The sequence below is a fragment of the Verrucomicrobiaceae bacterium genome, assembly GCA_016713035.1.
Lineage (GTDB): Bacteria > Verrucomicrobiota > Verrucomicrobiia > Verrucomicrobiales > Verrucomicrobiaceae > Prosthecobacter.
In genome coordinates this window covers 1,581,080-1,607,261 of record JADJPW010000001.1, presented here as the reverse complement: position 1 = coordinate 1,607,261, position 26,182 = coordinate 1,581,080, and the positions used below count along the sequence as shown (strand labels likewise).

Sequence of the window (26,182 nt, the reverse complement as noted above, 5' to 3'; positions counted from 1 at the left end):
GCACCTCTGGAAACCTCCTTTCCAGGCAATTCGTTGATCGAGAGCAAACATAGGCCATAAAGGGGCCATGAAGCGCTACCAAGACAGAACGAGGCGGCGGACTGTTTCTCCGCCATTGAACATAGCAGGCCGTCGCCGCCAAACCCTCGGCATCCTCAAGCTGCGCGACGTTATCTCTTGGGAAAGTTTCCGTCCGCTGCTCGAAGATCTCACTGGCTACGCCACCCGCGACTGGACCAAGGGCGGCAAGCCCCGTTCGACCCGTGCTGATGTACAAAGTCCTTGCCCACAGAAGTTCCACGGGCCTCAGCGACGCGCCACCGAGGAGCAAATCTTTGACCGCACCAGTTTTAAAGCCTTCCTCGTCCGGCGCATCGGCGACGACATCCCTGACGCCAAAGCACTCGGGACTTCGAGCAACGCATCGAAGAGGACGGTCGCGAAGGCGGTCGCAAACTCTTCGACACCTTCGGCCAGATGCTCGAAAGCAAAGGCATCGTCGCGCGAGAAGGCAGCATCGTGGACGCCAGCTTCACGGAAGCTCCGCGCCAGCGCAACAGCCGCGAGGCGAACCAGCGCATCAAGCAGGGCGAACGCCCTGAAGAGTTCGACGAGAACCCCGCCGTGGGCCGCCAGAAAGACAGCGAAGCACGCTGGACGAAGAAGAACAACGAATTGCACTACGGCTGGAAGAACCATGAAGGCCGACTTGAAAACCAAGATCATCATCAACTCCACCACCACGCCCGCCAGTGTCCACGACAGCCAGGTGTTTGAAGAACTGCTCGATGACAAAGATCAGGCCGTGCTCGCCGACTCGGCCTATCACAGCGCGGAGCACGAGGCGTATCTCATCGCTTCAACGCGCAGGAGTTCTGATGCGCAAAGCCACACGAGGTCACCCGCTGAGCGAAGCTGAAATGCAGACCAATCACACGATCAGCCGGATGCGTGAGGGTAGAGCACATCTTCGCGCGAATGGCGCAGATGGGAGCCGATCTATGTCGGAGCATTGATTGAAACGAGCCACACAGCACAAACCACCTCAGCAATCTGGTCTACAACATGGACCGCTATGCCTGTATGGTTCGCTAAAGCACCCGTAAAGGGTGCTGAAAGTCAGAAAAGGCACCTGCACAGCCTCCAAACAGCCGAATCCCAGCGCCTCAAAGCGAAACAAGCCCTCTGCAAAGCATGGCAGGAAGGTCGAACAATCGTTTTTTCGCTCCCAAAAACTGACTTCAAAAAACACCCCCTATCCAGAGGTGCCTGGGGTCAAAAAGCACCTCCTATGCCGCTGAACTACAGCTCCACTGCCAGCACGAGGTGCTGCACCCTCTGGCACCGAGCAGTGGCGTATCTCCAGTGTTAGAGCCGCAGGCCTTTCTCCCTGTGGAGTCAAATCAGCGTAGTGGACTGCTCTCGCTGCTGGAGAGCGGCTTTATGCTGCGGCTGCTCGCGGGAATGTGCCTCGGGGCATTGGTCTATGCCTGGCTAGGAGGGCGTGAGAAGAGATTTCAGGCAGAAGCGCGGCTCACCCTGGACCAGCCGGCACAAGCTGGCGGTTCTGCCTTGAGTGTCCCCATGCTGCTGAGTCATCACATGAGCCGTCTGCGTGATCCGGCCATCATGGAGCGGTTCATCGCTGGATTCCCAGCGCAAGTCGTCGAAATCATCGCCCAACGTGAAAATCCCGCATTAGTCGGCACCGCTGCCCGTGCTGCGCTCGCTACGCAGGTGCTGAAAAACCTCCGCATCGAGCACTTGGCAGAAAAAAATGCCCTGCAGCTCTTTTTCACCGATTCAGATGCCACGCTCGCGGCGAACATCCTGAACGACTTCGCCCGTTTTGCCGTAGCATCGCCAACAGACGGCCTAGGCCAGCTCCGAGTGCAAAACCTCGCCAGCATCCCCACACGCACCCAACGCACGGGGTCTTTGCTCGCACTCGCGGCGATTGTGACCGTTTTCGGACTCGTGTTTTCCATGGCTCCAATGCTCATGCGAGCTCTCGATCTGCGTCGTGGAGTGCTCAGTGTTGCTAGAGCTCTCGGCAGTTCGTTGCATCGGCCAAAGGAATCCTCGCAGCAGCTTACTGTCGTAGAATCGCCCACTTTGCAGCCAGTCATGCAGCAGCCAATGCATAAGACACGCTCCATTCAGCTCATCCCGCAGCCCTTGGTCACTTTTCCATGGGTACGGGCCGCCTCACCAGAGAGAGCCCTGGAACAGATGATGAAGCCGGAGCCCGTCGGGGCGAGTAGCGCACTCCATCTGCTCACCTCCGAGTTAGAGCGCCAGTCTCCTCGTCAGACTGGCACCAGTGGCATCGTACTCATCACCAGCTCACTCAGTGGGGAACGGAAGTCATTACTCTCCGCTGCCATCGCCGCTGCCTTTTGCCACCTCGGCAGACGCGTCTTCCTCATGGAGTGTCATCCACGCTCTGGCCTGCTGCATGAGTGCTTCCCGCCGTATGGTGGCAGCACAGGGCGTGGTGCCTGGGCCACCAGCCTCGAGCACCTCCGCCATGGCAGTAGTAGCCTCTATCTCCTCCCAGGCTTGGATCTGCCAGCGCACGCCACTAGTGATCTGCTGGATGGCTATCGTGCCTGGATCAGCCGCGCCCAGGGGCATGTGGACTGGATCATCCTAGATGCCGCACCGGTGCTGGAGAGCTACGCAGATACGGCCCCGCTCGCTCCGCTCGCCACCGATGTCCTCCTCGTGCATAATCGTCACCGAGCAGATGCCAATTGTGTCCGGGCAGCACTCGCCATGCTCCAGCCCATGATGTCAGCCTCGGCACTGAGAGGCATCGTGCACAATGCTGCCTGAGTTTTCAGATCAATCCCAGGTGGAAGCCGTTTGCTCCATCCTCACAGCGGCCTACGATGTACCTCCCCCATGATCGAGATTACCAGACAGCCTTCGGCAAACTCGCGGACGGACGCGAGGCATCCTTGTTCACCTTAAAGGCTGCCAATGGCATCCGCCTGGCCCTCACCGACTACGGCGCAGCGATCGTGCAACTCCACACCCCAGACCGCCGCGGCAAGCTCCAAGACATTACCCTCGGTTACGACGACGTGCGGGGTTACGAACAGGGCAGCTCCTACTTCGGCTGCACAGTCGGTCGATATGGCAACCGCATCTCGGGTGGGCACCTACCCGTAAATGAGCACACGACCAGCTCGCCTGCAATGACGGCCCGCATCATCTCCACGGTGGCTTAGTCGGCTTCGGACGGCATCTGTGGGACGCTGAGGAAACAGAAGGCGGCGTCTGCTTCCACCCGTGTGAGCCCGCATGGTGAAGACGGCTATCCTGGCACACTCACTGCCCGTGTGTGGATCACTCTGAATGCCGTAGGAGAGCTATCTTTGCGTTACCAGGCCGTCACCGATGCCTGGACTCACGTCAATCTCACCAACCACGCTTACTTCAATCTCGCTGGGCATGCCGCTGGCACCGTGCTCGATCATAAGCTCTGCCTTTCCGCCCGGTCATACATCCCCGTCGATGCCGGATTCATCCCACTCGGCCACACAGCCGATGTGGAGGGCACCGCGCTCGATTTCCGAAATCCGAGCCGCATCGGCGACCGCATCGACTCTACAACTGACGAGCAAATCGTGCGTGGCCGTGGATATGACCACTGCTTTGTCATTGATGGCCGGCCCGGCATACTGCGCCTCGCCGCCAGCGTGCTCGAACCCATCAGTGGCCGGCTCATGGAAGTGCTCACCACGGAGCCCGGCATGCAGTTTTACAGTGGCAACTTTCTCAATGGCACTCAGCAGGGCAAAGGTGGGGTGAAATACGCCTACCGCAGCGGCCTCTGCTTAGAACCCCAGCACCTCCCTGATTCACCCAATCAGCCCGCCTTTCCCTCCACACTCCTCAGCCCCGAAGAGCGCTACGAGAGCGAGACGATTTATCGTTTCACCACCGTGCCGTGAGGTGCATGCACCCATTTGCTCGGTCAAAGGAATGACGTCGGTCGAGGCGTGAGCAAAGCGAAGTTCTGACCAAGTAACCATCTTGCGTGCTGCCGACGAAAGAGGCGCGATTGGCTTCCTCAAGAACAAGAGGCATCACGCAGCGATCGCCGTGGCTCACGGGGCTGCATCGTAGCGGACGCGGTAGAAGCGGCGGATGCCTGCGGGGGCTGTGTCGGTGGTGGTGATGGTGGTTTCGGTGGCCTGAGAGGTGGTGGTGAGGGCTGTCCAGTTTGTAGATCGGTGCTGTATTCCCAGTGGCAGTAGAGGCCACGGCGCATCGGGCAGGTGAGGGTGACCGTGCCGCTGGGACCATAGATCTGCTCTGGGATGAGGGCTTCCGTGAGGATGCTGCCATCAAAGTATTTAAAGGCGAGGGTGGCAGCGCTGGTGCCAGCCTCTGCGCCGATGACGCGGCCATGGTAGTCGTCTTCTGGCACGTGGATGCCACCCCAGCGGCGGCTTTGTCCTGCCTGATCGGCGGCGTCGTAGTAGGTGCACCATTGGAGATCGACGGGGGCGGCGGGTCCGAGGTCGATGAGCATGCTATTCGCTGCGTAGGTGTGGTGGTGGAAGCCGCCGGGGAAGTTCGGCGTGCCGGTGAGCAGTGTGAGCGCCTCTGCCGCCGCACGGCTGAAAGTGGAGTGACCGCTGATGTAGCCGGGGAAGGCGGGTGTGTTGAAGGTCTTGCGCTGAAAGGGGACCCAATCTTTGGCCAGCATCCAGCGCACGGTGCTCTGATAGATGGCGGGCTGGCCAGTGCTGGCGGCGGGATTATCTGGATGCTCTGCGGGCCAGGATTTCACGGCGATCTCGCCGATGTGCCATGCGCCGGGCTGGTAGCTGTGGGTGTACATGTCCCAGATGGATTCATGCTTGCCGCCAGTGGCTGTGGTGGCTGCGGTGATGACTTCGCAGACGTCGGTCTCGAGTGGCAGGCCCTGGATGTGGTAGCTGGGGCCGGAGGGATTGCTGCTCTGGCCTCTGGTGCCCATGTAGCGGATCATGGTGATGGGGCGTGTGCCGGAGTAGTAGCGCTTGAGTGCCCAGGCGGCGCAGGCGGCATCATGAGTGGCGGAGGCGAGCGTGAAGTAGGTTTTCACATCCCATTCGAGGTCGTTGAGCACGGGGCCGCTACCACGGAGTTGCTTCACGAAAGCGGGATCGTCCGTTACTTCATTGGCAAGGACTTGCCAGTGACCTGGGGTGTCTCGGAGTGTGGGGCCGTCAGCCCAGAACTCGGCGAGGACGCGGTAATAGTCGCCTTTGGTGGCGTTGTTGGTGGGGTAGGGCAGACCGGTGATGGGATTGGTAGCGAAGCCGGTTCCGTCATCGTTTCCGAGGGTGTTGTTGCCGATGGCTCCAGGGGAGATGTTGATGGTGGTGGTGCTATTGAGCTCGCTGGAGGCGCGGATGACACTGAGCGCTCCCTCTTTGTAAATGGAGTCTGTGCTGCTGGGGGTGCCAGGGACGCTGAGCTTTGAGGGGCCGCCGTAGAGGTCGATCCATGGCATTACGGGGTTGTCGCGGGTGAGGGAGAAGGGGAGTGTGGCGAGTCCCTGGACGCCGACGTAGCCCTGGATGCCGCCAGGTGTGGGGATGCCATTTTGGGTCACGCTGGCAGAGAGTGCGAGGGGTTGCCAGAAATTGGGGTCGGTATTGGTGGGGATGCCGACGCCGAGGGCATGTTGTAGTGCGTGGGGAATTCACCGTTGTTGCCGAGGACGCTGAGGCTGAGGTTCGGGTCCATATTTGGGTTCACGGCGGTGGTGTAGGCCTGCGGATAGGTGGTGTTGGTGAATTGGTCTCCAGTGCCCCAGGTGAGGACGGCTTGGCCGCAGCGCTTGCCCAGCTCGGCGGGTGTGGTGAGGGGAGGTGAGTGCTGCCTGCGCGGTGGAGGGCGAGTAACCAAAGGCGGTCATCTGTGCATCGAACTGTGGCAGGGTGACTCCGGCGCCGATGCTGGAGAGGAAACGAGTGCGCAGCACGCGGTAGGCGGCGTAGCTGATGGCTTGGTGGCGTGCAGCTTCGATGTCGCTTGGAAGGGGGCTGATTTTCTCGTTTTGCACAAGCCGACTGCGGTGCTGTGATAAGCGGCCCAGGCGTTGTACATGGCGGCGGCGGTGTGGAAGATGTTGCGTGCGTGGCCGGGGGGATTCGGCACGTCGCGGCGGATGGCTCCGAGGAGGAGCTCGTTCCAGACGCGTGCGACGCTGGGTGTGACCTCGATGATGCGGTAGGCGATGCCTGCGGCGGGTGCGGTGTCGGTGAAGCTGCCACTGGTGCTGGTGGCGAAGATCCGGCTCGTGCTATCCGTCCAGGTGGAGAAGTTGGTGCTCTCTTGGAGCTTGTAGTAACGCCCGAGAGTCTGTGTCCAGGTGATGAGTGCATCGCCATTGGACTGGATGGTGACGAGGGGATGACGGTCTCACTCTGAATGGTGCCGAGCCAGAATTTCTCTGCCTTGGTGAATGCCGTGATGCCTGCCGTGGAGCCGACGATACGTGCGGGGAGGTCATCTTCGACGGGATGGATGCCGCCATAGCGCCGACTGGCACCAGCCTGATCCGCTGCATCGTAGTAACTGGCCCACTGGAGGTCGATATCCACGCTAGGGCCTAGGTCGATCTGCATGGTGTTGGCGAGGTAGGTATGATGGTGGAAGCCACCAGGGAAGTAGGGCGAGCCCGTGATGAGGGCTAGAGACTCTGCCGCTGCACGGCTGAAGGTGGAGTGACCACTGATGTAGCCGGGGAAGGCAGGTGTGTTGAAGGTCTTCCGCTGGAAGGGGCAGCCAATCACGTCAGCATCCAGCGCACGGTGCTCTGGTTCGTCGCGGGGAGGCCAGAGCTAGCAGGTGGATTATTCGGGTGCTCGCCTGGCCATGATTTGACGGCGATTTGGCCGATGTAGTTTGTGCCGGGCTGGTAGCTATTGAGTGCGACGCTCCAGATGCTCTGATGCTTGCCTCCAGAGCCTGCGGTGGCGGCGGTGATGACTTCGACGACATCGGTTTGGGTGGGATGCCCTCGGTGTGGTAAGATGGGCCGCTGGGATTGCTGGACTGGCCCTTCATGCACATGTGGCGGATCATGGTGATGGGGCGTGTGCCGGAGTAGTAGCGCTTCAGGCTCCATGCGGCGCAGGCTGCATCATGGACAGAGCCGGCGAGGGACATGTAGGTCTTTACATCCCATTCCAGGTCATTGACGACTGGCCCGGTGCCACGGAGGCGCTTGGAGAAGCCGGGCATGTCTGCGACTTGATTGGCAATGACATGCCAGTGACCGGGCGGTGTCTCAGAGTGTGGTCCATCAGCCCAATACTCTGCGAGGACGCGGTAGAAGTCGCCCTTGGGCACATTATTGGCCGTGTAGGTGCCACCCGTGACGGGGTTCGTCGCGTAGCCTGTGCCAGACTCTGTGCCGATTGGGTTGTTGCCCCAAGAGGCGGGTGAGATGTCGATGGTGCCGGTGTCGTTGAGCACGGCACTTTTTGCAGCACATCGATTCCACCAGCCTTACTGCGCATCAGTGCTGCTTGGGTTCCCTGGCATCTTAGCTTCGATGGTGGGCCGATGTCGATCCACGGGAGGAGATTGCTCCGGACGTGTCAGGCTGAAGGCTTTCGTGCTCAATCCTGCACCCGACAAAGACTGCGCCCCGCCGGGAATGGGGATGCCATTTTGTGTGACGCCGTACTGAGATCGAGCGGCTGCCAGAGATTTGGATCGGTGCCTGAGGGATGCCGTAGCCGAGAGGCATGTTGGGCTGGAAGTTCACATTCGTGCCCAGCACACTCATGGGGACGCTCATGTTCGGATTCACGCTGCTGGTATAGGCCTGTGGATGCGTGGTGTTGCTAAAACCATCCGTAGGCCCCCAATTCAAAACCATCTGGCCGATACGACGGCCTACTTCGGCTGGTGTGGTGCCGCTGGTCACGGCTCCTTGGCCAAAAGCTAGTCAGTATCCGAGTCCGGTCAGGGTGGCATCCAGACTCGGTAGCGTGGTGCCCGCTCCGACACTGGCGGCGAATCGACTGCGCAGCACGCGATACGCTGCGTAGCTGATCGCCTCATGTCGGGCCGGTTCGATATCCACGGGCAAGGGCGATATTTTTTCATTGAACTGATATCCCACCGCCGTCGTCGAGTAAGCCGCCCAGGCATTGCCACATCGCCATCGCTGCGTGATGCAGATTCCGCGCATGTCCTGGCGGATTCGGCACGTCGCGGCGGATGGCATCGAGAAGCTCTTCGTTCCAGATACGAGCTACGGATTGCCCGTAAGACCCTGTGAGGGGCGGACCACCGCCACCAAGGCGATGAGAATGGTGCGAATATTCATGAAAGAGAAAAAGGAAAAACCAGCTCAACGAATCATGCGGGCACGGCGTAGATGCAGCGCCAATCCTGCACTGAGCAGCAACACGGCCCCCTGCGAGTCTGGCAGCGGCACCAGCATGAGCCGGTCGCTATTCGAAATATCGCCCGTGCTGCTGCCGCGGACATAGGTGTCGATTTCCATGTTGTTCAGCGTCTCGGAGCCCAGATCATTCGGGAAGAACCAGCCGGATGAGGCGGTGAAGATACCCCACTCTGTCGCGGTGATCGGGCTGGAGCTGTTAAAGACCCATGCGTAGAGTTGGGTGCCTGTCGGCAGGTATGATGAGTTGATGTTATTGAATCCCGCCATGAATCCGCCTGGCGTCATGAAGTCATTCACGATGACCATGCTTCCTGGATTGCCGGACTGGGACAGCGTGCCCGCTCCCAGCACTCCCTCAGCGAGTGGTGTGAAAAGTGAATTCAGCATCGTGTAGTCACTACTCGTCTGCATCAGCGCAACATTCCGCCGCTGGTATTGAAGCTGCCGTAACGGATCACGCTGCCCACAGGCAGCAGATTCCCGTCGCTCGTAGCAAATTTGGGCCCCAGTGGAGACTCCGCGAGGCTAGTCACAGAGATGGACACGGCGGCCTGCGCAGCCTGCGCGGCTACTAGGGCCAGGAGAGTGAGGACGAGCTTTTTCATATCAGAGCAGGGAATGTTTTTTGGGGCGAAAAGTGCGGAAAATAAAAATTACGGTGCCGTATCAAAGCGCACCCGCCAGAAGCAGGGCGTGGCGCTGCTGGCGGTGCTCTCCAGAGTGTCAAAATCAGCATCCGTGGCAGTCACAGCCGCTGCCGCAGGCTGCCACGTTTTCAGATCCGCAGAGCACTCTGCCACCACCGTCACGCCGGGCAGATTTTTCGGACGCTTGAAGCGGAAAGTCACCGTGCCACCACCAGTCTGCGCCAGTAGCTCTGTGCGCGGATCGCTGCGTGCCGCAGGATTCAGCCGCCACGCATATTCGGCGATGTTTTGCACTCCATCACCATCTGGGTCGGCCAGATTATTCGTCACAGTGGCAGGGGCATTGATCGAGTAATTCTGCCAAGCCCAGTTCCCATACGTCGCTGGCACATCGATGAGGCGGAGCTGCCCCGTGGCGGTGCTACCCTGGAGCGTCGAGACACTGGCCCCCGTATTGAGCGTGCGATTCCCCAGCTCTGGCGGTGCCGTCCACTCAGGCGCAGTGTAGAGTCCCCATTGCGTCGCTTGATCAGGATCAGCATGATTAAAGACCCACACATACAGCCGCGTGCCCGGTGGCAAATACGCCGCGCTGATGTTCGTGATCGAGCCAAAGAGATCCCCCGCAGCAGGGAAGCCATTCGCACGCAGCACGGAGCCTGCTCCATCCGCCTGGTCGGCAGCTCCCGCACCGACAAAACCCTCTGCCAGCGGCGAGAAGACCGATTTCAGCCACGCATAGTCGCCCTGGCTATTGAGTACCGCGTCACGCGTCTCATCAGGCAATGAAAAGGTGCCCAGCCGCACCGCACAGCCCGCAGGCAGCGCGGTGCCATTTTTCGTCGTGAATTTCGCACCACCCACACTGCTTAGAGTGATCGTGCCTGCTTGCAGTGCGGTGCTGGTCATCGCCAGCGTCATTCCAAAAAGGATCGAGGAGAGTTTCATGGGCTTACTCGTGTGTTTTGCAGGGTTCTCATCAGGGGGCTACGCCCACTGGGGCCAGTTGCACGTTCTTGGCTGTGTTCACATTGATCACCACACCCGTGCCGGCACTCACGTTCACGGTGTCGCCATTCTGGGCCGTGCCGACATTCATCAGACTACTGCCGGTGCTCAGGTAAGTGCCTGTCTGCGTCAAGCTGCCTGGATTGAGCGTCACCAGCGAGTCATTGAAGGGCTGTAAGCTCGTCGTGATCCCCAGTGCTCCCAGCGTCGTATTGGTCCCCCCCAACGGATTCATCGCGCCGATGATGTTCGGCACATTCGCATGGGCCCGGATGCGTGTCGGCGTGGTCTTCAGATGGCATACCTCGCCTTTGCCGAAGAGCACCGCCTTCGCCGTGCCCACCTGTATCACAAATCCCTGTCCAGGCCGCACCACCACATTCGTCGAGTCCACCCCCAGCACGGTGATCCAGGTATTGGAGAAGCTGCTGTAAAAATAGGTCGTTTGCAGCCCATTGCTGCCAAACAGACTGATCGTATCGCTAAACGGCGTGAATCCACCGCCATCCGGCAGCAGGCCACCCAGCGTCGTGTGCTTCCGCACCACAAAGACCATGCCATTGGTCAATCCAGCCTCCGCAGGTGTCGTGTCCAGTTTCAGCGTATCCTCCGTATTCCAAAGAATATCCAGTGCCAGCCCGGCACCCCCGCCTGAAAGCGGCTCCGCATAATGCTGATTAAAGGCCCCACCGTCCATCCTGGGGCTGAGAACTGCACCAGCGCCTTTCCATCCCCATCGGCCGTCACAGTCGCCGCGGCCCCTTCGTAGGCATTCGCCGTAACCAATCCACACACCCATGCCGAGTTCCCCGAGGGCAGATCCAAGTTGTAAAAGCCTACAATGCTCGAGGTCGCAGCCTGGCTACTCCCTAGCGGCCAAAATGCGCCCAGGGCGGTAAAAACCCATACGATCAATTGCGTCGGAAGACGACCGTGGCGCAAAACAGAGGGGGATTCGAGAAAAGAGGCCATGTTGGTTAATAGAACTTAATTTATTACAATTTGAATACAATGTCCAAAGAAATTATAAATATGATGCTATCCAAAACTGACAAAACTGGACATTTTCTGTTCAAAGACCCCCTCGACATCGCGTTTTGCCCCCCGTCAGGCCCAATCAGGCGGAAACCTCCCGCAACTTGCCCGCCGACTCGTCGTTTCATGCCCCACTCACGCCATGAAATTGACAATCCTGCCCCTAGTCGCCCTCACCTTGCTCACCAGCGGCCTCCGAGCAGAAAATGAGGTCTATCGCACCTGGACCGACACACAGGGCCGCAAGATCGAGGCCACCTTCCGCGGTATCGAGGGCGAAAACATCTTCCTCCAGGTCCGCAACGGCTTCGTCCACCGCCTTCCACTCACCAAACTCAGCGCCGCAGATCAAGAAGCCGCCAAAAAGCTCAAACCCGAAGGCCTCGGCATCCCCGCCGACCCCAATCTCGCCCAGGCCGCCGCACGCATCGACCTCTTCGTCGATGGTGTGCTCGCCAAAGCAGGCCAAAAGCCCAATCCGCTCGCCAGCGACGAGCAGTTCATCCGCCGCGTCTATCTCGACATCGCAGGCCGCATCCCCACACGGGAGGAAGCCCTCGCCTTCATCACCGACACCAGCGTTTCGAAGCGGGCCAAGGTCATCGACCAGGCTCCTCGGCTCCGACGGCTACCGCAGCCATCTTTTCAACTACCTAGCCGACATGCTCCGCGTGGCCGACGTGGCGCAGAAAGCACGCTTCTACACCTACCAGGACTGGTTGAAGGGCCAGATCAACGACAACATCCCGTGGGACAAAATGGTGCGCAACATGATGAGCGCCGACGGCAAACTGCTCGACAACGGTGCCACCGGTTACCTCCTGCGTGACGCCGGCATGCGGCTCGATAATTTGAGCCTCACCCTCAGCACCTTCCTCGGGGCCAATGTCTCCTGCGCCCAGTGCCACGACCACCCCTTCGCCGACTGGACGCAGCGCCAGTTCTATGAAATGGCCGCCTTCTTTGGCGCTACCGAAACCTACGGCACACGCGGCAATGCTGGCTACAACGGCAAAGAAATGCGCCAAGTGCTCCAGTCTATCGACGACAAACGGCTCCAGCAGCAGGCCAAAAACATCCTCCGCGTCAATGCCATGGCCGTCGCCGACGGCAGCGAAAACGACCTCAAACTCCCCGACGACTACAAATACACCGACGGCAAACCTGGCGACCCCGTGAAGCCCAAACTCGTCACCTGGAGCGACGACAAGACCAAAAAGGCCTACCAAGGCGTCCAGACCAAAAACGAAGAAGACCTCCGCACCCAGTTCGCCACGTGGATGACCTCGCCGGACAATCCGCGCTTTGCCATGACCATCGCCAATCGCCTGTGGAAGCGGGCCTTCGGCATCGGCATCAAAGAACCCGTCACCGACCTCGACGACCCCGCCGCCAGTGTGAACCCTGCCCTACTCCACCACCTCGCCAGTGAGATGGTGCGGCTGAAGTTCGACATGAAGCAGTTCATACGCCTGCTCTACAACACCCAGGCCTATCAGCGGGAAGCCACCAGCTACGACATCGCCGACGGCGGCCCCTACCTCTTCCCCGGCCCCGTTTTGCGCCGCATGAGCGCCGAGCAGGCCTGGGACTCCTGCGCCACCCTCGTCGTCGGCGCCGACGTGGACAAATTCCACGCCCATCGCGGCGAGACTTACTCCAAAGTCATGAAAGTGAACTTCGGCGAAGACGCCACCAAAGAAAGCATCGTCGCCGACATCGCCAAAGCCGCTCAAGGCATGCGCCAATATGGCGGAGCCAAATCAGCGCCCAAAAAGAACAAAAAGAAGCGCCCCATGCAGGCCGCCAACACCGACGGCGACGACAGCGTCGAAATCACACCGCCCATCCGCAACGGCCTCGTCCTCGCCCGCGCCAGCGAACTACCGCAGCCGGAAAAAGACCAGCACTTCCTCCGCATGTTCGGCCAGAGCGACCGCCAGATCGCCGACAGCAGCAGCGACGAAGGCAGCATCCCCCAAGTGCTCATGCTCATGAACGGCGAAGCCCAACGCGTCATCGGTCAAAGCGACTCCCTCGTCATCCAAACCGCCACCGCCCAAAAAACACCCGAGCAGCAAGTCGAAAGCCTTTATCTGAGCTTCTTCAGCCGCAAACCCACTCAGGACGAACTCGCCGACTCCGTCGCCGCCCTCGGCAACGGCCTCACCCCCCGCGACCTCAGCTGGGTGCTGTTTAACACGCGTGAGTTCGTCTTCGTCGAGTAGCTCCAAACCAGAAAGCGCTCACATGAAGCTCATCCGGCAGACAAACCTCGCGCCAGCGTCGACACTCAAGAGCGCATCCTTTGGTTTCTCGTCATCACTTTGGCTACAGTCATTGGTCTGCTCACTTATTGGTTCCTGGGATTGATGCAGCTCTTCGACTCACGAGATGATGAGAACAAGCTTAGCACCAATAACAGTTCCCCAGACGGCCCTGATCTCAAGAAGGGCAAAGACTGCCCCCGGTGTGGCAACTGGATTCCGCCTGATACGACTCAATGCTCGAACTGCCATTCCTCATTCAAAGACGCCTAACCCCATGAACCTCCAAAACCAACTCGACACCCTCTCCCGCCGCACCTTCTGCGAAAAGTGGGCCACAGCCTCCCTCGGCGTCACCGTGCTGCATGGCCTGGGCGGCCAGTCCTTCGCCGAAACTGCCGGCCCAGGCTTCGGAAAGGCCAAAAACGTCATCTTCCTGCAAATGATCGGCGGCATGACCCACATCGACACGCTGGACCCCAAAGACGGCCCCACTCAAGGCCCTGTGGCACCGATCAAAACGAAGGCTGACTTCCAACTCGGTGGGACCATGGTCAATCTCGCCCAACAGGCCGACAAAGTGTCCATCATCCGCAGCATGACCTCCAAAACGGGCGTGCATGCCAGCGGCCAGTATTTGATCCGCAGCGGCTATGAGCAGCGTGGCACCATCCAGCACACGAACATCGGCGCCTGGGCACAGCACTTCAAAGGCTCCAGCCACAAAACACTACCCTCCAGCGTCTGCGTGAACCGCCAGCCGAATGCAGGCAACGGTTTCTTCCCCGCCAGCTACTCCCCACTGCCCATCCTCGACCCTGATGCAGGCCTGCAATACTCGCAGAGCGACGCCGGTGCTGAGGTCATGCAAAAGCGCCTCGCCATGCTCGACAAGCTCGACGCCGGCTTCCGCGAACGCTTCAAGACCGCCGCCGTGAAGAGCTACAGCGAGTTTTACGAGAAAACCGTCTCCATCATGTCCAGCGCCGATCTGGAGGCCTTTCAGCTCGCGGACGAACCCGATGCCCTAAAAGAAAAATACGGTCGCAACAAATTCGGCCAAGGCTGCCTGCTCGCACGCCGCCTCGTCGAAAAAGGCATCCGCTACATCGAAGTCGCCAACGGCGGCTGGGACATGCACAACAACATCGAAGAAGGCCTGGAAGAAAAAGGAGCCGAACTCGACACCGCACTCGCCGCCCTGCTCGAAGACCTTTCCCAACGCGGCCTGCTAGAGACCACACTGGTCGTCCTCTGCTCCGAATTCGGCCGTGGCCCCAAGATCAACGGCAACGGCGGCCGCGACCACCACCCGAAGGTCTTCTCCACCCTCCTCGCCGGTGGCGGCGTCAAAGGCGGCTTCATCTACGGCAGCAGCGACAAAGAGGGCAATAGCGTCGCCGACAAGCAAAACAGCGTGCAGGACTTCCTCAGCACCATCGGCTGGAGTCTCGGTCTCCCCGTTGATGAAGTCGTCATGTCCCCCACCAACCGCCCCTTCACTGTCGGTGACAAAGGTAAGCCCATCATGGATGTGTTTGCGTGATGTTTTTCTCAATTTAGGCGGTCAATTTCACAAAACGATTTTCAGCCTATAACGCTAAAAAAAGTCGTTATAGGCTGAAAATCATTTTACCAGATCTTCTGCTTGGATGATGCGATAGAAGTAGCCAGAGGCTTCGATTTCCTTGGAAATAGGGCCATCCACGACCAAGACGGGCTGAATCGTCCTACGTGGATATTCTTGTCGAAGCAGTTCCGCCTTTCGCTCGACCTCGGTGATCACGCTGCGGCCCAGTGGCGCTGTTTGGCGCTTCATTTCACAGAGGGTGATGACTTTGTCGTCACGGTCATAGGCGAGGTCGATTTGCACACCTGCGGTGCCTTTGCGTGGAGCTCGGAACCAGGGGCCGACATCGTAACTGATGGCCTCAAAGCCGATGAGCCGGGCGATTTGATCACTGTGGCGCATGCAGACGAGCTCAAAGGCGCGGCCCATCCATGTGCGGAAGGCTCCAGTTTGGCGCAGTGTGGTGTAGAGGTCGCGTTTACCTCTTTCGCGGATCTGCTTCAGCCGCGTGTGCATGAAGGCGTGGTAGAAGCTGATCCACGGATCGCTGAGGTGGTAGCGCAGCAGCCGCGTTTCATGCCCTTTATCGAAAGGGCGCTGTGAAGAGATGAAGCCTGCGGCCTCCAGATCGTGCAGGTGTTGTGTGAAGGTGCCGCCTTCGGCGATGTCTGTCTGCGCAGCCAGTTCACGGCGACCGAGACCGTAGGGTGAGCTCGCTAAAGCGCGGATAATGCGCTGAAACTCACCGCCCGCGCCAAAGTGGCTGGTGAAAATGCGCTCGTATTCCTCAATGAAGTAGCCGTCTGCACGAAACGCATGCTTTTCCATGCCGAGGGCGATGGATGGAGCCTCGGCCAGGAGTTCGAGGTACTTCGGCACGCCGCCAGTGAGGCACTGCGCATCGAGGATCTCGCCAAAGCCACGCCTAGGTAGCATGCGGGCCGTTTCGGCGAGGCGGAAGCCTTGTAGATGAATCGTGACATCCACGCGGCCGTAGAAGGCGCTCGATTTGAGCACCTTGGTGGTCATGAAGGAAGCGATGGAGCCGCATAAGATGAGCGTGCGGCCCGGTTTGCGGCTCAAGTAGTTCTCCCAGACCATTTTGAGCGTGGAGACGAGTTCGCTGCGGTAGTTCGCAAGCCATTGAAACTCATCAAGCACGATCACCATCGGTCGCTTTTCGAGTGCCTCACTCAATGCCATGAGCGCAGTCTGCCAAGTCGTGGCTTGTGGGAGTTTTTTGCGGAGCTGGCGAGAGGCTTGATCGAGAAAGCTCGCGATCTGTGCCTGCGTAGGCCGGTTTTCGAGTCCCTCGATGAATAGCGCGGTTTGTTTGCCGATGGCCTTGCGGATGAGAGCGGTTTTCCCGATGCGCCGACGGCCATAAACGAGTGCGATCTTCGGTGCGCGGGCCTCGATGGCTCCGCGTAGCGCGTTGATTTCTTCGTCTCGTCCGATGAACATGATTTTCAGCCTATAACGCCCAAAAAGTAGCTCATAGGCTGATTTTTGTCCAAAACGATTTTCAGCCTATAAGGCCAAAAAAAGTCGTTATAGGCTGAAAATCGTTTTAGGCGATCAGTGGCCCAATGGCGGGTTCTGAGAGCATTTTGAGCACTTCTTCGACGATGCTGTTGGCGGGCACGGAGCTCTGTGATCTCGCGACGAGGTTCTTCACGATGACCTCGGGATACTCAGCTCCGAAGACGAGGGCGAAGCGGGCTTTGCGGTCTTCGGCGGCTTGGAATTGCTTGCCGACTTTTTGGGAGCCGAAGGGGTAATCGATGCGGATGCCGGCGGCGCGGAGCTGCTGGATGGCGGCGAGGGCGTGCGGGCGCTGGGCTTCATCGGCAATGACGACGAAGGCGTCGATGCTGCTGGCGGCGAGGAAGGCGGTGGTGAGCTTCATTTGCGCTCCAGGCGTGCGCTTGAGCAGGATGCCGAGCACGACATCTCCCATGGCGAAGCCTGCGGCGGGCATATCGACGTTTCCATCGCTGATGAGGGCGCAGAGTTTGTCGTAAGTGCCGCCGCCAGCGAGGGCGCGGAGGCCGTGCTTGAGATCAAAGACCTCAAAGACAACGCCGGTGTAGTAGGCGAGTCCGCGCACGATGGTGGCATCGATGCGCACATGCTGCCAAAGGCCGCGTGCGGTGAGGTTCGCCTTCAAGTCGGCGAAGGCGGGGTGATTCTCATCCGTGGAGGTCATGAACTCACGCACGGCGGCGGTGGTGAGGCCGATTTCGCTGAGTTTTTTCTCGGTCTCCTCGGGTTTCGCACGCTCGATCTTGTCGATGATGCTGAGGAAGGTGGTGGCGTGCTCGGCGGCGATGTTTTTCTCCGCCAGGAAGCCATTCCAGATCTCGCGGTTGCTGAGGCGGATGACGAAGTCGTCGGCACTGACGCCGAACTCGCGCATGGTGTCGATGGCCAGCGAGATGAGCTCCGCAGCGGTGGCGGGGCCGCTGTCGCCGAGGATGTCGGCATTGAACTGGATGAACTCGCGACCGCGGCCTTCCTGCGGCTCCTCGTAGCGGAAGCAGGGGCCGATTTGGAACCACTTGATGGGCTTCTTGAAGTCACGTTGGCGTGCAGTGGCCATGCGAGCGAGCGACGGCGTCACTTCCGGGCGCAGCGTGATCTCGCGGTCGGCCTTGTCGCGGAAGCAGAAGAGCTGCGCGGTGATCTCGTTGCCGCTTTTCTTGCGGAAGAGATCGGTGCTCTCAACGACGGGTGCCTCATACTCGACGAAGCCATAACGGCGTGCGACGACGCGCCAGGTTTCGGCGATGTAATTACGCAGGGCGCATTCTTCGGGGAAGAAGTCGCGGAAGCCTTTGACGGTGCGGAAAGTGGACATGGGGCGCGATTCATCCGTGCGGAGGCTCCCAAATCAAGCGGAGAGGCCAGAAAATGCCTGCGCAGGGTTGCGGCTTGGGGCTCTTTGCTCTCTGCTCGGCGCTCCATGCTTACCGATTTGTTTGTGCGTGATTTCCGCTGTTTCGCCGAGGCGAAGGTGGAGCTGCACCCGGATGTGACGTTGCTGGTGGGGCGGAATGCGCAGGGGAAGACGTCACTCATCGAGGCGGCGTGTGTGTTGATGCGGTTGCAGTCGCCGAGGACGACGAATCGGAGCGAGCTGGTGCGCTTTGAGGCTTCGACTTGCCTCGTGGAGGCGGTGTGGAGCGGGAAACGGCTGCGGTATGCGCAATCGGCCACGGCGAGACGTTTGGCGCTGGATGGCGTGACGTGTGGGAAGTCGGCTGATTACCTCGCGGCGGCCGGTTTGGTGGTTTGGATGGACCATCGCGACATGAATCTGCTGCGCGGTGGCGCGGAGCATCGGCGGCGTTTTTTGGACTTTGCGGCCAGTCAGATGTTTCCGGACTACTTGCATGCTCTGCGGGGCTATGAGCGGGCTTTGCGAGGTCGGAACTATGTTTTGAAGCGCGATGCCGTGATCGCCTGGAAACAGGCGGACGCTTTTGCGCGGGTGATGGACGGCTTCGCGGCGGTTTTGTGGCAAAGACGCGCGGAACTCTGCGAGGCGCTGAATCCGCAGGTTTCGGAGGCGCATGCGCATTTGAGCGAAGGCGCGGAAAGCACGCGGATCGCCTTCACGAGCACGTTTGAGGCCGGGAGCCTGTTTGAGGCGCTGGCGGGGATGCGCGAGGAAGAGTCCAAATCACGCTCGACAGTCTTTGGGCCGCACCGGGATGACATCGCGATGTTTTTGAATGATCGCGATGCGACGACCTTCGCTAGCGAGGGCCAGCAGCGGTCCTTTGCGTTGTCGATGAAGCTCGCGCAGGCGCATGTGCTGGAAAAATCAAGCGGCGAGGCTCCGCTGATGCTCATTGATGATGTGTTCGGTGAGCTGGATGCGCATCGTCGCCGGGCGCTGCTGAGTTTGCTGCCGAATGGCACGCAGAAGATCATCACGACGACGAATCTCGACTGGGCGGAGAAGGACGCGCTAAGCGGGGTGGTGCATGCGGTGACTCACCCGGTTTTTGGGATGGCCGTGTGACGATCACGCGGCGGCCTGTAGCTCGGGCATGCGCTGGATGGAGTCGTATTCGGCTTTTCGTTCCCTGCGGGCGAGGCGCATGTCGTAATCATGCTGGAGATTGAGCCAGAACTCGGCGCTAATCCCCAGGGCGGCCCCAAGCCGGATTGCGGTGTCAGGCGTGATGCCTCGGCGACCTTTGATGAGGTCATTGATTCGGCTAACGCTAATTCCTGAAGCCTGTGCAAGTCGGGACTGGCTGATGCCTGCTGGCTCGAGGAATTCCAGCAGCAATAGCTCGCCAGGATGGGTGAGCGGCAGCAGGTCTTGTTTGGTGTGGGTTCGTTTTTTCATATGGAGGCTGTTTAGTGGTAGTCCGTGAGTTGTACGTTAAGGGCTTCAGGCGGTGGCTCGGTCCAGGTGAAAATGATACGCCACTGATCATTCACGCGAATGCTCCAAAAGTCCTTGAACTTTCCAGTGAGCTTTTTGCAGCGCAGTCCCGGGATGGACTGGAGATCGGCTATGCTTGCTGCGACATGAATAGCCTGCAGTTTGCGCGAGGCGGCGATCTGCAAGTCTTTGGGCAGCCGCTTTACGGCGGCCCCCTCGAAAATCGTTGCTGTGTCCTTGCAAGCGAAGTGGACGATCATGGTTAAACCGTAACACCAGAAACTTATGCGGCAAGCTTTGCCTTTCCGTTTTTGGGAACTAGCCGCACTTCGGACACAGGCCGTAGAATTCGAGTTCGTGGTAGAGGCGTTTGAAGCCGGTGGATTTTTCGATGTCGCGTTCGAGGGCTTCGACGGGGCAGGAGATGTCGAGGCGCTGGATGCGGCCGCAGCCGGTGCAGACGAGGTAGTCGTCGTGGCGGCCTTCTTCGATGATGGTGTAGTAGGTGCTGCGGTCGTGGAGGCCGAGTTGACGGATGATGCCGTGCTCTTCGAGCTTCACGAGTAGGCGATAGACGGTGGCGCGGTCGGCTCCTGTTTCGAGCTTGGGGGACTCGGAGACGTCGGCGAGGTTCATGGGCTCATGAGCCTGGATGAGGATGCCGAGGACGTTTTCGAGGGCTTTGGTGCGGCGTAGGCCGGCGTTTTTTGCTTTTTCCAGTGCCGTGGCGAGCAGCTCGCGGGCGGAGTGCTTGTCATGGTGCTTGCAGGTGGCGCTGTGGTGGTGGTGGAGCACTGGTTTGGTTCTCGGTTCTCGGTTCCCTGTTCTCGGTTGTTCGGTGTTGGAAGTTCAGTCTGATTTGCCTTTGACCTGCTTGAAGAGCCAGTCGTGGAGTTCGGGATTGGGATAGACGAGGCCGGTGATGCCGTGGCCGGCGCCGGCGAGCTCGGTGTAGTTCATGCGGGTGCCGCCGATTTCTTTGACGGCTTTGACGATGGCGCGGGAGCGATCGACGGGGACCATGTCGTCCTGGTCGCCGTGGAAGACCCAGAAGGGCGTGGTTTTGAGCGATTCGGCGTTTTTGGGGTCGGCTCCGCCGCAGAGGGGGACGCAGGCGGCGAAGACATTGGGGAACCTGGTGGCGAGGTGGAAGGTGCCAAAGCCGCCCATGCTGCTGCCGGTGAGGTAGAGGCGTTTTTCGTCGATGGGGAGGTGGTCTGCGAGATCGGCGACTAGGGCGAGCACGTTCGCGGCGACCTGATCCTTCCAGCCAATGTCGCGCGAGGGGCACTGCGGCGCGAGCAGGAAGCACGGCTGCTCTTTCTGCGCAGGCTCCGAGGTCCAGTTTTTCGGCGCGCCGCCGAGCTGCGCTTCGTTGTCGCTGCCGCTCTGGCCTGCGCCGTGGAGCCAGATGACGATGGGGTAGCGCTGGGTGGCATCGAGTTTGGGGTTGCCCCAAAGCTGGTAGTTCAGGCCTTGTTTGGAGACGCCTTGGACGAACTGGCCGGTGATTTTGGCGGCGTAGCTGCCTTCGGTAAGGCCAGCGTCGCGGCGTTTTTCACGTAGGAGGCCGCGGACGTGGGCTTGGTCTTCGGCGGAGAGTTTGTCGAGCGGGAGCTTGAATTGATTGAAGTCGGCGCTGCGGCGGATGCGGACTTCGGTTTCGGAGAATTCGAGTAGGTTGCCTTCGAACTTCGATTTGCCGTCACTGGAGGTCCAGGTGCGCGGCGGATGGGTGGGCGCGGCGGCGTGGAGGGCAGTGGTGAGGAGAAGGAGGAGGGCGATGAGCGGCTTCATGCGGCCCGTATGGTGGGCTGATCGTGCGTGGGGTCAATCAAACACGACGGTCTTGTTTTTGAAGACGAGCACCTGATCGCGGACATGCCACCAGAGGGCTTTGGCGAGGACGTTTTTCTCCAAATCACGCCCGAGTCGCACGAGGTCGGCGACGGTGTCCTCGTGACTGACGCGCATGACATCCTGGTGGAGGATGGGGCCCTGATCGAGCTCTGCGGTGACGTAGTGGCTGGTGGCGCCGATGATTTTCACGCCGCGCTCAAAGGCCTGATGGTAGGGCTTTGCTCCGATGAAGGCGGGGAGGAAGCTGTGGTGGATGTTGAGGATGCGGTTGGGGAACTCGGCGATCATGGCAGGGCCGATGATCTGCATGTATTTGGCGAGTACGACGGTATCGACTTTTTCGGAGCGGAGGAGGGCGATCATGGCCTGCTCTTGCTGCGCTTTGTTGTCCTTGGTGATTTCAAAGCGATGGAATGGGATGCCAAAGCGCTCGGCTGCGGGGCGGAGGGTGTCGTGATTGGAGATGATGCAGGGGATGTCCACGGGGAGCTCGCCGGCTTCGTAGCGTGCGAGGAGGTCGTAGAGGCAGTGGTTTTCTTTGGTGACAAAGAGGGCGACACGCTTGCGCTGGCTGGAAAAGGCGAGCTTGAGCTGCATTTCATGCCTGCGGGCCATGGGCTGGAGGCGTGCTTCGATTTCTTCTTTTTCGAGGGCGAAGTGCTCTAGGCTCCACTCGAGGCGCATGAAGAAGGCGTTCTGATCTTCATCAATGTGCTGCTGGAGGTCGATGATGTTCCCACGGTGGGATGAAATGAAGCCTGTGACGTCATGTACGAGCCCTGGCCGGTCTGGGCAGTGGATGAGGAGGGTGGCGGTTTCGGGCATGGTAGATGCGTATTACGGATGGGTTCAGTTCGTGAGCATTGCGCGGGCGACTTCTTCGAGCCTGGCGCGGAATTCGTTGAAGCTGGGCATGTCGATCTTGGCAGGCACAAGTTGCTCGGTGAAGATCATTTGGTTCAGATCACTCAAAGTGGCCTCGTGTGCTGTGAGAGCAGCGGCTAGCTGTTTTTTGGCGCTTTGCGGGCTGTTGTCATTGCCGGAGATGGTTTCCAATTCGGCGCAGTGTTGGTAGGGGTTCTTTTTGAGTGCACAGAGCAGCCAGGCTTCACTTTTCGGCTTCGGCAGCATGGGGACGCCTCTTGGATACCCGGCGGCTTCGAAGCCAAGATTCATCGAGTCGAGTTTTTTGCGCCTAGCTCCGCGTTCGGTGCTGGCTGTGCCATCCGTGTCACGAAACAGCACCGCCATGGTGGGCAGCTTTTCCGAGCGCTCCACTTGCAGGGCATAAGTGGCGAGCGTCATGGCATTTTTGAAGAAGAAGGAGGTGTCTTTGCCTCTTTTTTTGCCGGGCAATGACATTCCCCTCTTTTCACGACCTCTGCGGCCAAGTTCGGCCTTCCTCATGAATCGGATGCCTGTACTCTCCAGCGGTGAATAGCCCCAGATTGGACTGACTAGGGCATCAATGAAGGCTCCCATAGCTCCAGGCTGAAACTCGGGCGGCTCACAAATCGCTGCCGCATCCGTGCAGTAGCCGATGTCGGTGGCTCCTTCTCCTGAAACGATGATGATCATGCGGCTCGTTGGGTGGTGTCCCGCCTGCGTTTCGGTAGCTTCTGCGTGAGTTTTGTCAGATTCGTGTCCGCAAAGACCTCTCCAGGTCCGAGTGCCTCCAATTTAGCCCCGACCTCCGGGATGTCGAAAAACCGTGTGGAGCGTGTGTGCCCCGCTTTATCGCGGTATAGAAGGTACACGCTCTCCTTTGCCACTTTGTCTTCTAGGTAGTTTAAAATCATCGGACTGTGCGTGGTGACGATGACCTGCTTGTTTTTTAGGTTCACCAAGAAATCCACCAGCTTTTCGACCAGCTCTGGATTGATGCCGTTTTCGATCTCATCAAACAGCAGTACTGGATGCTCACTATAAGCCTGTGCTAAGATGGCGATCACGCGGAGCATGCCGTCATTCATGTGGCTGGCGGAGATATTAAAGTTCGTGGAACCCAGTTGCTCCCAGCCTCCCAGCTTCTTCCAGCCACCGCGAACCGTGGAAACATCTAGCCGTGTCAAAAATGGATAAAAATGTCTCAAATCGCTCAGTAAGGATGCTTTGGATTTCGCTGACAGAGTATCTAAAAAGGCGGAAAGCTGCTCGCCGCCATGTCCGATGTCCTCTCCGCGTCTAGAGCGACGTCGCATGGCAGACGGACTGAGTAGTTCAAGAGACTTTAGGCCGAGCAAAAAAGCCCGCAGATCGCGAACTGCAGGCACAGGCAGCTTCGTGTGGACAGAAAGTATGGAGCCTTCGAAATTTAGGGTACCTGTTTTCTCGGACGTGAGCGGCCCATGAAAACCACGCTCTTCATACTCCAGCCTGCCCTGCAAGTGATTCATTACAACATGACCGCGTAGCTTCACGCTCTCTACTTTGCAGCGCTTTTGCCGACGGTCGAATAAACCCTCCCAACATACTCTTTGACCATTAAGATTAACGTCTAAGGCAAAAGGAACTAGCGGTGATGGCCTCTGAACAGCCAATCCCATTCCGGAAATTCGACTCGCTAAGTCCCCCATTTCCCACTCCCGCCTTTCCAACCACTCACTAACATCTCCTTCCATCAAGTGAGCCAAAAAATCCAGCGCCTGAAGCACGGTGCTTTTTCCGGAGCCGTTCATGCCGACTAAGCAGACAAATTTCCCCAAATCGTGACCTTCCTCTGGCAAATCGAAGTCCACGAGGGACTTGAAGTTCTTTATGTGAAGGTGGGTAATCATAACGGCCTAATTTGAGGTGTCGGTGCCCCGAGGTCAAAGCAACTTCTTTCCAGGAAAGCGGGTGCAGATGCCCTCGCCTTTGACGATGGCGGGGAGCTGCTCGGCGTGGCGGCCGCTGGCGATGATGCAGTCAATGCCGGCGTTGACGGCGTCTTGGACGGCGCGGAGTTTTGAGATCATGCCGCCGGTGCCGAGCTTCGATTTTTCTTCTTCGGCGTGGTGGAGGACGGCGTCGATGTCTTCGACGAGGGGAATGGGGCCTTCCTCGGGCTTTTTCATGTCACGCAGGAGGCCGGGGGCGCTGGTGAGGAGGATGAGGGTGGTGGCACCCCAGAACTGGGCGATGCGGGCGGAGAGTTTGTCATTGTCGCCATAGCGTAGCTCTTCGATGGCGACGCTGTCGTTTTCATTGATGACGGGGACGACTTGGGGGAAGTCGAGGAGGCGCTGGAGCACGGCTTTGACACGCGGAGCACGGTCTGCGGTGTCGAAGTCCTCATGGGTGACTAAAAGCTGGGCGACATGGAGGCCATGGTCCCGCAGGAGGCTCTCGTAGGCGTGCATGAGGTGTGTCTGGCCGACGGCGGCGAGTGCCTGGAGGGTGGTGACATCGGTGGGACGCTGGGCGAATTCGAGGGGCTTCAGGCCGGAGGCTACAGCGCCACTGGTGACGATGACGACGGCGTGACCTGCCTGCTTGAGCAGTGCGACGGCTTCGACGAGCTTGCGGAGCTGTACGGGGTCTGGCTCAGGCGTGCTGACCTTCGTCAAGATGCCTGATCCGAACTTCAATACGATACGCTGGGCGGTGCGGGACATGGGGCGCGGACTATGGACGCCCTGAGGGCGGGGGAAAGCAGTTTTCACAGCCAAGCAGCACGGTGATTGCCATCGAGGCGGCATGAGTTTAGAGAGGGTGGGCATGCCGCCTGCCATTCTCATCATCGAGGACGAATACGCTCTCGCCGCCGCTCTAGCGACGGTGGTGCGCCGTCAGGATGCGGTGGCGGTAGTGGCGGCCAGTGGCCAGGGCGGGCTGGATAAGCTGGGGGAGCAAAGCTTTGCGCTGGTGCTGCTGGATGTGGGGCTGCCGGATATGAGTGGGCTGCGTGTGCTGGAGAAGATCCAGGCGCTGAAGAATCCGCCGCCCGTGATGGTGATCACGGCGCATGGCACGCTGGACACGGCGCTGGAGGCACGGCGACTGGGGGCGCGTGAGTATTTCCTGAAGCCGCTGAATCTGGCCGATATCCAGCGTGTGCTGCGTGAGGTGCTGCATGCGCCAAAGGCTGCGCAGAAGCCTGGCGCGGCGAGTATGATCGGGAGTAGTGAGCCGATGCAGCGTGCCTTTGCCGAGATCGCCCGGGCGAGTGGCTGCGAGCTGCCGGTGCTGCTGCTGGGGCCGCCGGGGAGTGGAAAAAGCCTCGCGGCGAGTGTGATCCATCGTCACAGCGCCCGAGCGGGTGAGGTGCTGCGTGAATTCCGTGCGGATGAATGGCCCGCAGAGCGTGCAGAGGCGGCTCTGAATGATGCGCTGGCGCAGAGTGATGCTGGGGTGCTCTTTCTCGATGAGATCGGCTCCTGGTCCAAGCCGCTGCAAGGGGCGCTGATGGGCCGCATCACGGCAAAAAACACCGCCGCACGGCTTTTGGCAGCGAGTAGTGAGGATCTGGCCGCGAAGGTGGCTGCGGGGCTTTTCCGCGAGGATTTGTTTTATGCACTGTCGGTGCTGCGAGTGACGCTGCCGCCGCTGCGGGAGCGTACAGGCGATCTGCCGGCCCTGGCGGCGACGATGGCCGGAAATCACGCGATTTCGGCCGAGGCGCTAGCGCTGCTGAAAGTACACACTTGGCCTGGAAATGTGCGTGAGCTGCAAGCGGCCCTGGCGCATGCGGTGGCGGTGTGTGGCGGTGCTACGATATTGCCGCATCATTTGCCTGCGGCTATTTCTGGGGCTGTGAGCACGAATCACCTGGAGGACTCGATGCGCCGCAGTCTCGCAGCGTGGCTGGATCAGCGCACGACGGGTGAAGATGATCAAATGCCGTCCTATGACGAGCTGCTCGAAACAGTGGAGACCGCGATGCTGGAGACGCTTTTGCGGCGATTCGATGAAAAGCCGACGCGACTGGCTGCGGCGCTGAAAATGAACCGTGCGACGCTGCGGCGGAAGCTGAAGGAGTGA

At 59.6% G+C, this 26,182-nt stretch carries 26 protein-coding genes and 1 pseudogene; 8 read left to right on the top strand and 19 right to left on the bottom strand.

Features of this window, described 5'->3' with window-relative positions:
• Window positions 1–306 precede the first annotated feature (306 nt).
• Window positions 307–699, bottom strand: a complete 393-nt coding sequence (locus IPK32_06895) for a hypothetical protein (GenBank protein MBK8091705.1) — start codon at window positions 697–699, stop codon at window positions 307–309.
• On the opposite strand from IPK32_06895, the gene IPK32_06890 reads away from it, so the two are divergent.
• The 4 genes from IPK32_06890 (at window position 698) to IPK32_06875 (ending at window position 3,962) form a co-directional block, all read left to right on the top strand.
• The gene (locus IPK32_06890) at window positions 698–919 is read left to right on the top strand and encodes a transposase (GenBank protein ID MBK8091704.1); all 222 of its coding nucleotides are present in this window, start codon (window positions 698–700) and stop codon (window positions 917–919) included. The genes IPK32_06895 and IPK32_06890 overlap by 2 nt on opposite strands.
• A 407-nt stretch (window positions 920–1,326) precedes the next feature.
• Window positions 1,327–2,838: a hypothetical protein gene (locus IPK32_06885; protein MBK8091703.1), complete on the top strand. Its 1,512-nt coding sequence runs from the start codon at window positions 1,327–1,329 to the stop codon at window positions 2,836–2,838.
• Window positions 2,839–2,894: 56 nt separating this feature from the next.
• The gene (locus IPK32_06880) at window positions 2,895–3,236 is read left to right on the top strand and encodes a hypothetical protein (protein ID MBK8091702.1); all 342 of its coding nucleotides are present in this window, start codon (window positions 2,895–2,897) and stop codon (window positions 3,234–3,236) included.
• A 63-nt stretch (window positions 3,237–3,299) separates the two neighbouring features.
• Window positions 3,300–3,962: a galactose mutarotase gene (locus IPK32_06875; GenBank protein ID MBK8091701.1), complete on the top strand. Its 663-nt coding sequence runs from the start codon at window positions 3,300–3,302 to the stop codon at window positions 3,960–3,962.
• Window positions 3,963–4,081: 119 nt separating this feature from the next.
• Here IPK32_06875 and IPK32_06870 read toward each other — a convergent pair whose 3' ends face one another.
• The 8 genes from IPK32_06870 to IPK32_06835 form a co-directional block, all read right to left on the bottom strand.
• Complete coding sequence (locus IPK32_06870) at window positions 4,082–5,617, bottom strand: vanadium-dependent haloperoxidase (protein MBK8091700.1); 1,536 nt, start codon at window positions 5,615–5,617, stop codon at window positions 4,082–4,084.
• Window positions 5,614–5,913, bottom strand: a complete 300-nt coding sequence (locus tag IPK32_06865) for a hypothetical protein (protein ID MBK8091699.1) — start codon at window positions 5,911–5,913, stop codon at window positions 5,614–5,616. Before IPK32_06865 ends, IPK32_06870 begins: the two co-directional genes overlap by 4 nt.
• Before the next feature lie 891 nt (window positions 5,914–6,804).
• The gene (locus IPK32_06860) at window positions 6,805–7,488 is read right to left on the bottom strand and encodes a hypothetical protein (protein MBK8091698.1); all 684 of its coding nucleotides are present in this window, start codon (window positions 7,486–7,488) and stop codon (window positions 6,805–6,807) included.
• A 478-nt stretch (window positions 7,489–7,966) separates the two neighbouring features.
• Window positions 7,967–8,212, bottom strand: a complete 246-nt coding sequence (locus tag IPK32_06855; GenBank protein ID MBK8091697.1) for a hypothetical protein — start codon at window positions 8,210–8,212, stop codon at window positions 7,967–7,969.
• Window positions 8,213–8,374: 162 nt separating this feature from the next.
• Window positions 8,375–8,842: a hypothetical protein gene (locus tag IPK32_06850; GenBank protein ID MBK8091696.1), complete on the bottom strand. Its 468-nt coding sequence runs from the start codon at window positions 8,840–8,842 to the stop codon at window positions 8,375–8,377.
• Complete coding sequence (locus tag IPK32_06845; protein MBK8091695.1) at window positions 8,842–9,036, bottom strand: hypothetical protein; 195 nt, start codon at window positions 9,034–9,036, stop codon at window positions 8,842–8,844. Before IPK32_06845 ends, IPK32_06850 begins: the two co-directional genes overlap by 1 nt.
• Window positions 9,037–9,084: 48 nt before the next feature.
• Window positions 9,085–10,026 (bottom strand): hypothetical protein, encoded by a 942-nt coding sequence (locus IPK32_06840; GenBank protein MBK8091694.1) that lies wholly within the window; start codon window positions 10,024–10,026, stop codon window positions 9,085–9,087.
• Window positions 10,027–10,057: 31 nt separating this feature from the next.
• The gene (locus IPK32_06835) at window positions 10,058–10,783 is read right to left on the bottom strand and encodes a hypothetical protein (protein ID MBK8091693.1); all 726 of its coding nucleotides are present in this window, start codon (window positions 10,781–10,783) and stop codon (window positions 10,058–10,060) included.
• 480 nt (window positions 10,784–11,263) lie between these two features.
• On the opposite strand from IPK32_06835, the pseudogene IPK32_06830 reads away from it, so the two are divergent.
• Together IPK32_06830 and IPK32_06825 are read left to right on the top strand one after the other, a co-directional pair.
• A pseudogene (locus IPK32_06830) lies at window positions 11,264–13,349 on the top strand (DUF1549 domain-containing protein).
• Window positions 13,350–13,665: 316 nt separating this feature from the next.
• Window positions 13,666–14,934 carry a DUF1501 domain-containing protein gene (locus IPK32_06825; GenBank protein MBK8091692.1) on the top strand — a complete coding sequence of 423 codons (1,269 nt, stop codon included), beginning with the start codon at window positions 13,666–13,668 and terminating at the stop codon, window positions 14,932–14,934.
• 81 nt (window positions 14,935–15,015) lie between these two features.
• On the opposite strand, the gene IPK32_06820 is transcribed toward IPK32_06825, so the two are convergent.
• A complete protein-coding gene (locus IPK32_06820; protein MBK8091691.1) occupies window positions 15,016–16,422 on the bottom strand; it encodes an ATP-binding protein in 1,407 nt (468 codons plus the stop codon).
• 106 nt (window positions 16,423–16,528) lie between these two features.
• Window positions 16,529–17,818 (bottom strand): histidine--tRNA ligase, encoded by a 1,290-nt coding sequence (gene hisS / locus IPK32_06815; protein MBK8091690.1) that lies wholly within the window; start codon window positions 17,816–17,818, stop codon window positions 16,529–16,531.
• Between the two features lie 105 nt (window positions 17,819–17,923).
• Here hisS and IPK32_06810 point away from each other — a divergent pair, with 105 nt between their 5' ends.
• Window positions 17,924–18,988, top strand: a complete 1,065-nt coding sequence (locus IPK32_06810) for a DNA replication/repair protein RecF (protein ID MBK8091689.1) — start codon at window positions 17,924–17,926, stop codon at window positions 18,986–18,988.
• Between the two features lie 3 nt (window positions 18,989–18,991).
• On the opposite strand, the gene IPK32_06805 is transcribed toward IPK32_06810, so the two are convergent.
• From IPK32_06805 to proB, 8 genes are all read right to left on the bottom strand, one after another.
• Window positions 18,992–19,321, bottom strand: coding sequence for a HigA family addiction module antidote protein (locus IPK32_06805; GenBank protein ID MBK8091688.1), 330 nt, complete (start codon window positions 19,319–19,321; stop codon window positions 18,992–18,994).
• An 11-nt stretch (window positions 19,322–19,332) separates the two neighbouring features.
• Entirely contained in the window at window positions 19,333–19,620 is a 288-nt protein-coding gene (locus tag IPK32_06800; protein MBK8091687.1) for a type II toxin-antitoxin system RelE/ParE family toxin, read from the bottom strand.
• 58 nt (window positions 19,621–19,678) lie between these two features.
• Window positions 19,679–20,095 carry a transcriptional repressor gene (locus IPK32_06795; protein MBK8091686.1) on the bottom strand — a complete coding sequence of 139 codons (417 nt, stop codon included), beginning with the start codon at window positions 20,093–20,095 and terminating at the stop codon, window positions 19,679–19,681.
• A gap of 114 nt (window positions 20,096–20,209) precedes the next feature.
• A complete protein-coding gene (locus tag IPK32_06790) occupies window positions 20,210–21,157 on the bottom strand; it encodes a prolyl oligopeptidase family serine peptidase (GenBank protein MBK8091685.1) in 948 nt (315 codons plus the stop codon).
• Window positions 21,158–21,190: 33 nt separating this feature from the next.
• A complete protein-coding gene (purU, locus tag IPK32_06785; GenBank protein ID MBK8091684.1) occupies window positions 21,191–22,045 on the bottom strand; it encodes a formyltetrahydrofolate deformylase in 855 nt (284 codons plus the stop codon).
• Window positions 22,046–22,069: 24 nt separating this feature from the next.
• Window positions 22,070–22,798: a hypothetical protein gene (locus IPK32_06780; GenBank protein ID MBK8091683.1), complete on the bottom strand. Its 729-nt coding sequence runs from the start codon at window positions 22,796–22,798 to the stop codon at window positions 22,070–22,072.
• A complete protein-coding gene (locus IPK32_06775) occupies window positions 22,795–23,997 on the bottom strand; it encodes an AAA family ATPase (GenBank protein MBK8091682.1) in 1,203 nt (400 codons plus the stop codon). Before IPK32_06775 ends, IPK32_06780 begins: the two co-directional genes overlap by 4 nt.
• A 33-nt stretch (window positions 23,998–24,030) precedes the next feature.
• Complete coding sequence (proB, locus tag IPK32_06770; protein MBK8091681.1) at window positions 24,031–24,816, bottom strand: glutamate 5-kinase; 786 nt, start codon at window positions 24,814–24,816, stop codon at window positions 24,031–24,033.
• A 103-nt stretch (window positions 24,817–24,919) separates the two neighbouring features.
• On the opposite strand from proB, the gene IPK32_06765 reads away from it, so the two are divergent.
• Window positions 24,920–26,182, top strand: coding sequence for a sigma-54-dependent Fis family transcriptional regulator (locus tag IPK32_06765; protein MBK8091680.1), 1,263 nt, complete (start codon window positions 24,920–24,922; stop codon window positions 26,180–26,182).

Coding starts and splice junctions, on each gene's coding strand:
- IPK32_06810 (MBK8091689.1), top strand. CDS start 17,924: ATGCTTACCGATTTGTTTGTGCGTGATTTCCGCTGTTTCGCCGAGGCG.
- IPK32_06840 (MBK8091694.1), bottom strand. CDS start 10,026: ATGAAACTCTCCTCGATCCTTTTTGGAATGACGCTGGCGATGACCAGC.
- IPK32_06765 (MBK8091680.1), top strand. CDS start 24,920: ATGCCGCCTGCCATTCTCATCATCGAGGACGAATACGCTCTCGCCGCC.
- IPK32_06820 (MBK8091691.1), bottom strand. CDS start 16,422: ATGTTCATCGGACGAGACGAAGAAATCAACGCGCTACGCGGAGCCATC.
- IPK32_06775 (MBK8091682.1), bottom strand. CDS start 23,997: ATGATTACCCACCTTCACATAAAGAACTTCAAGTCCCTCGTGGACTTC.
- IPK32_06890 (MBK8091704.1), top strand. CDS start 698: ATGAAGGCCGACTTGAAAACCAAGATCATCATCAACTCCACCACCACG.
- IPK32_06805 (MBK8091688.1), bottom strand. CDS start 19,321: ATGAAAAAACGAACCCACACCAAACAAGACCTGCTGCCGCTCACCCAT.
- IPK32_06855 (MBK8091697.1), bottom strand. CDS start 8,212: ATGCGCGGAATCTGCATCACGCAGCGATGGCGATGTGGCAATGCCTGG.
- IPK32_06835 (MBK8091693.1), bottom strand. CDS start 10,783: ATGGACGGTGGGGCCTTTAATCAGCATTATGCGGAGCCGCTTTCAGGC.
- IPK32_06790 (MBK8091685.1), bottom strand. CDS start 21,157: ATGAAGCCGCTCATCGCCCTCCTCCTTCTCCTCACCACTGCCCTCCAC.
- IPK32_06850 (MBK8091696.1), bottom strand. CDS start 8,842: ATGCAGACGAGTAGTGACTACACGATGCTGAATTCACTTTTCACACCA.
- purU (MBK8091684.1), bottom strand. CDS start 22,045: ATGCCCGAAACCGCCACCCTCCTCATCCACTGCCCAGACCGGCCAGGG.
- IPK32_06825 (MBK8091692.1), top strand. CDS start 13,666: ATGAACCTCCAAAACCAACTCGACACCCTCTCCCGCCGCACCTTCTGC.
- IPK32_06845 (MBK8091695.1), bottom strand. CDS start 9,036: ATGAAAAAGCTCGTCCTCACTCTCCTGGCCCTAGTAGCCGCGCAGGCT.
- IPK32_06895 (MBK8091705.1), bottom strand. CDS start 699: ATGGTTCTTCCAGCCGTAGTGCAATTCGTTGTTCTTCTTCGTCCAGCG.
- IPK32_06880 (MBK8091702.1), top strand. CDS start 2,895: ATGTACCTCCCCCATGATCGAGATTACCAGACAGCCTTCGGCAAACTC.
- proB (MBK8091681.1), bottom strand. CDS start 24,816: ATGTCCCGCACCGCCCAGCGTATCGTATTGAAGTTCGGATCAGGCATC.
- IPK32_06780 (MBK8091683.1), bottom strand. CDS start 22,798: ATGATCATCATCGTTTCAGGAGAAGGAGCCACCGACATCGGCTACTGC.
- IPK32_06800 (MBK8091687.1), bottom strand. CDS start 19,620: ATGATCGTCCACTTCGCTTGCAAGGACACAGCAACGATTTTCGAGGGG.
- hisS (MBK8091690.1), bottom strand. CDS start 17,818: ATGTCCACTTTCCGCACCGTCAAAGGCTTCCGCGACTTCTTCCCCGAA.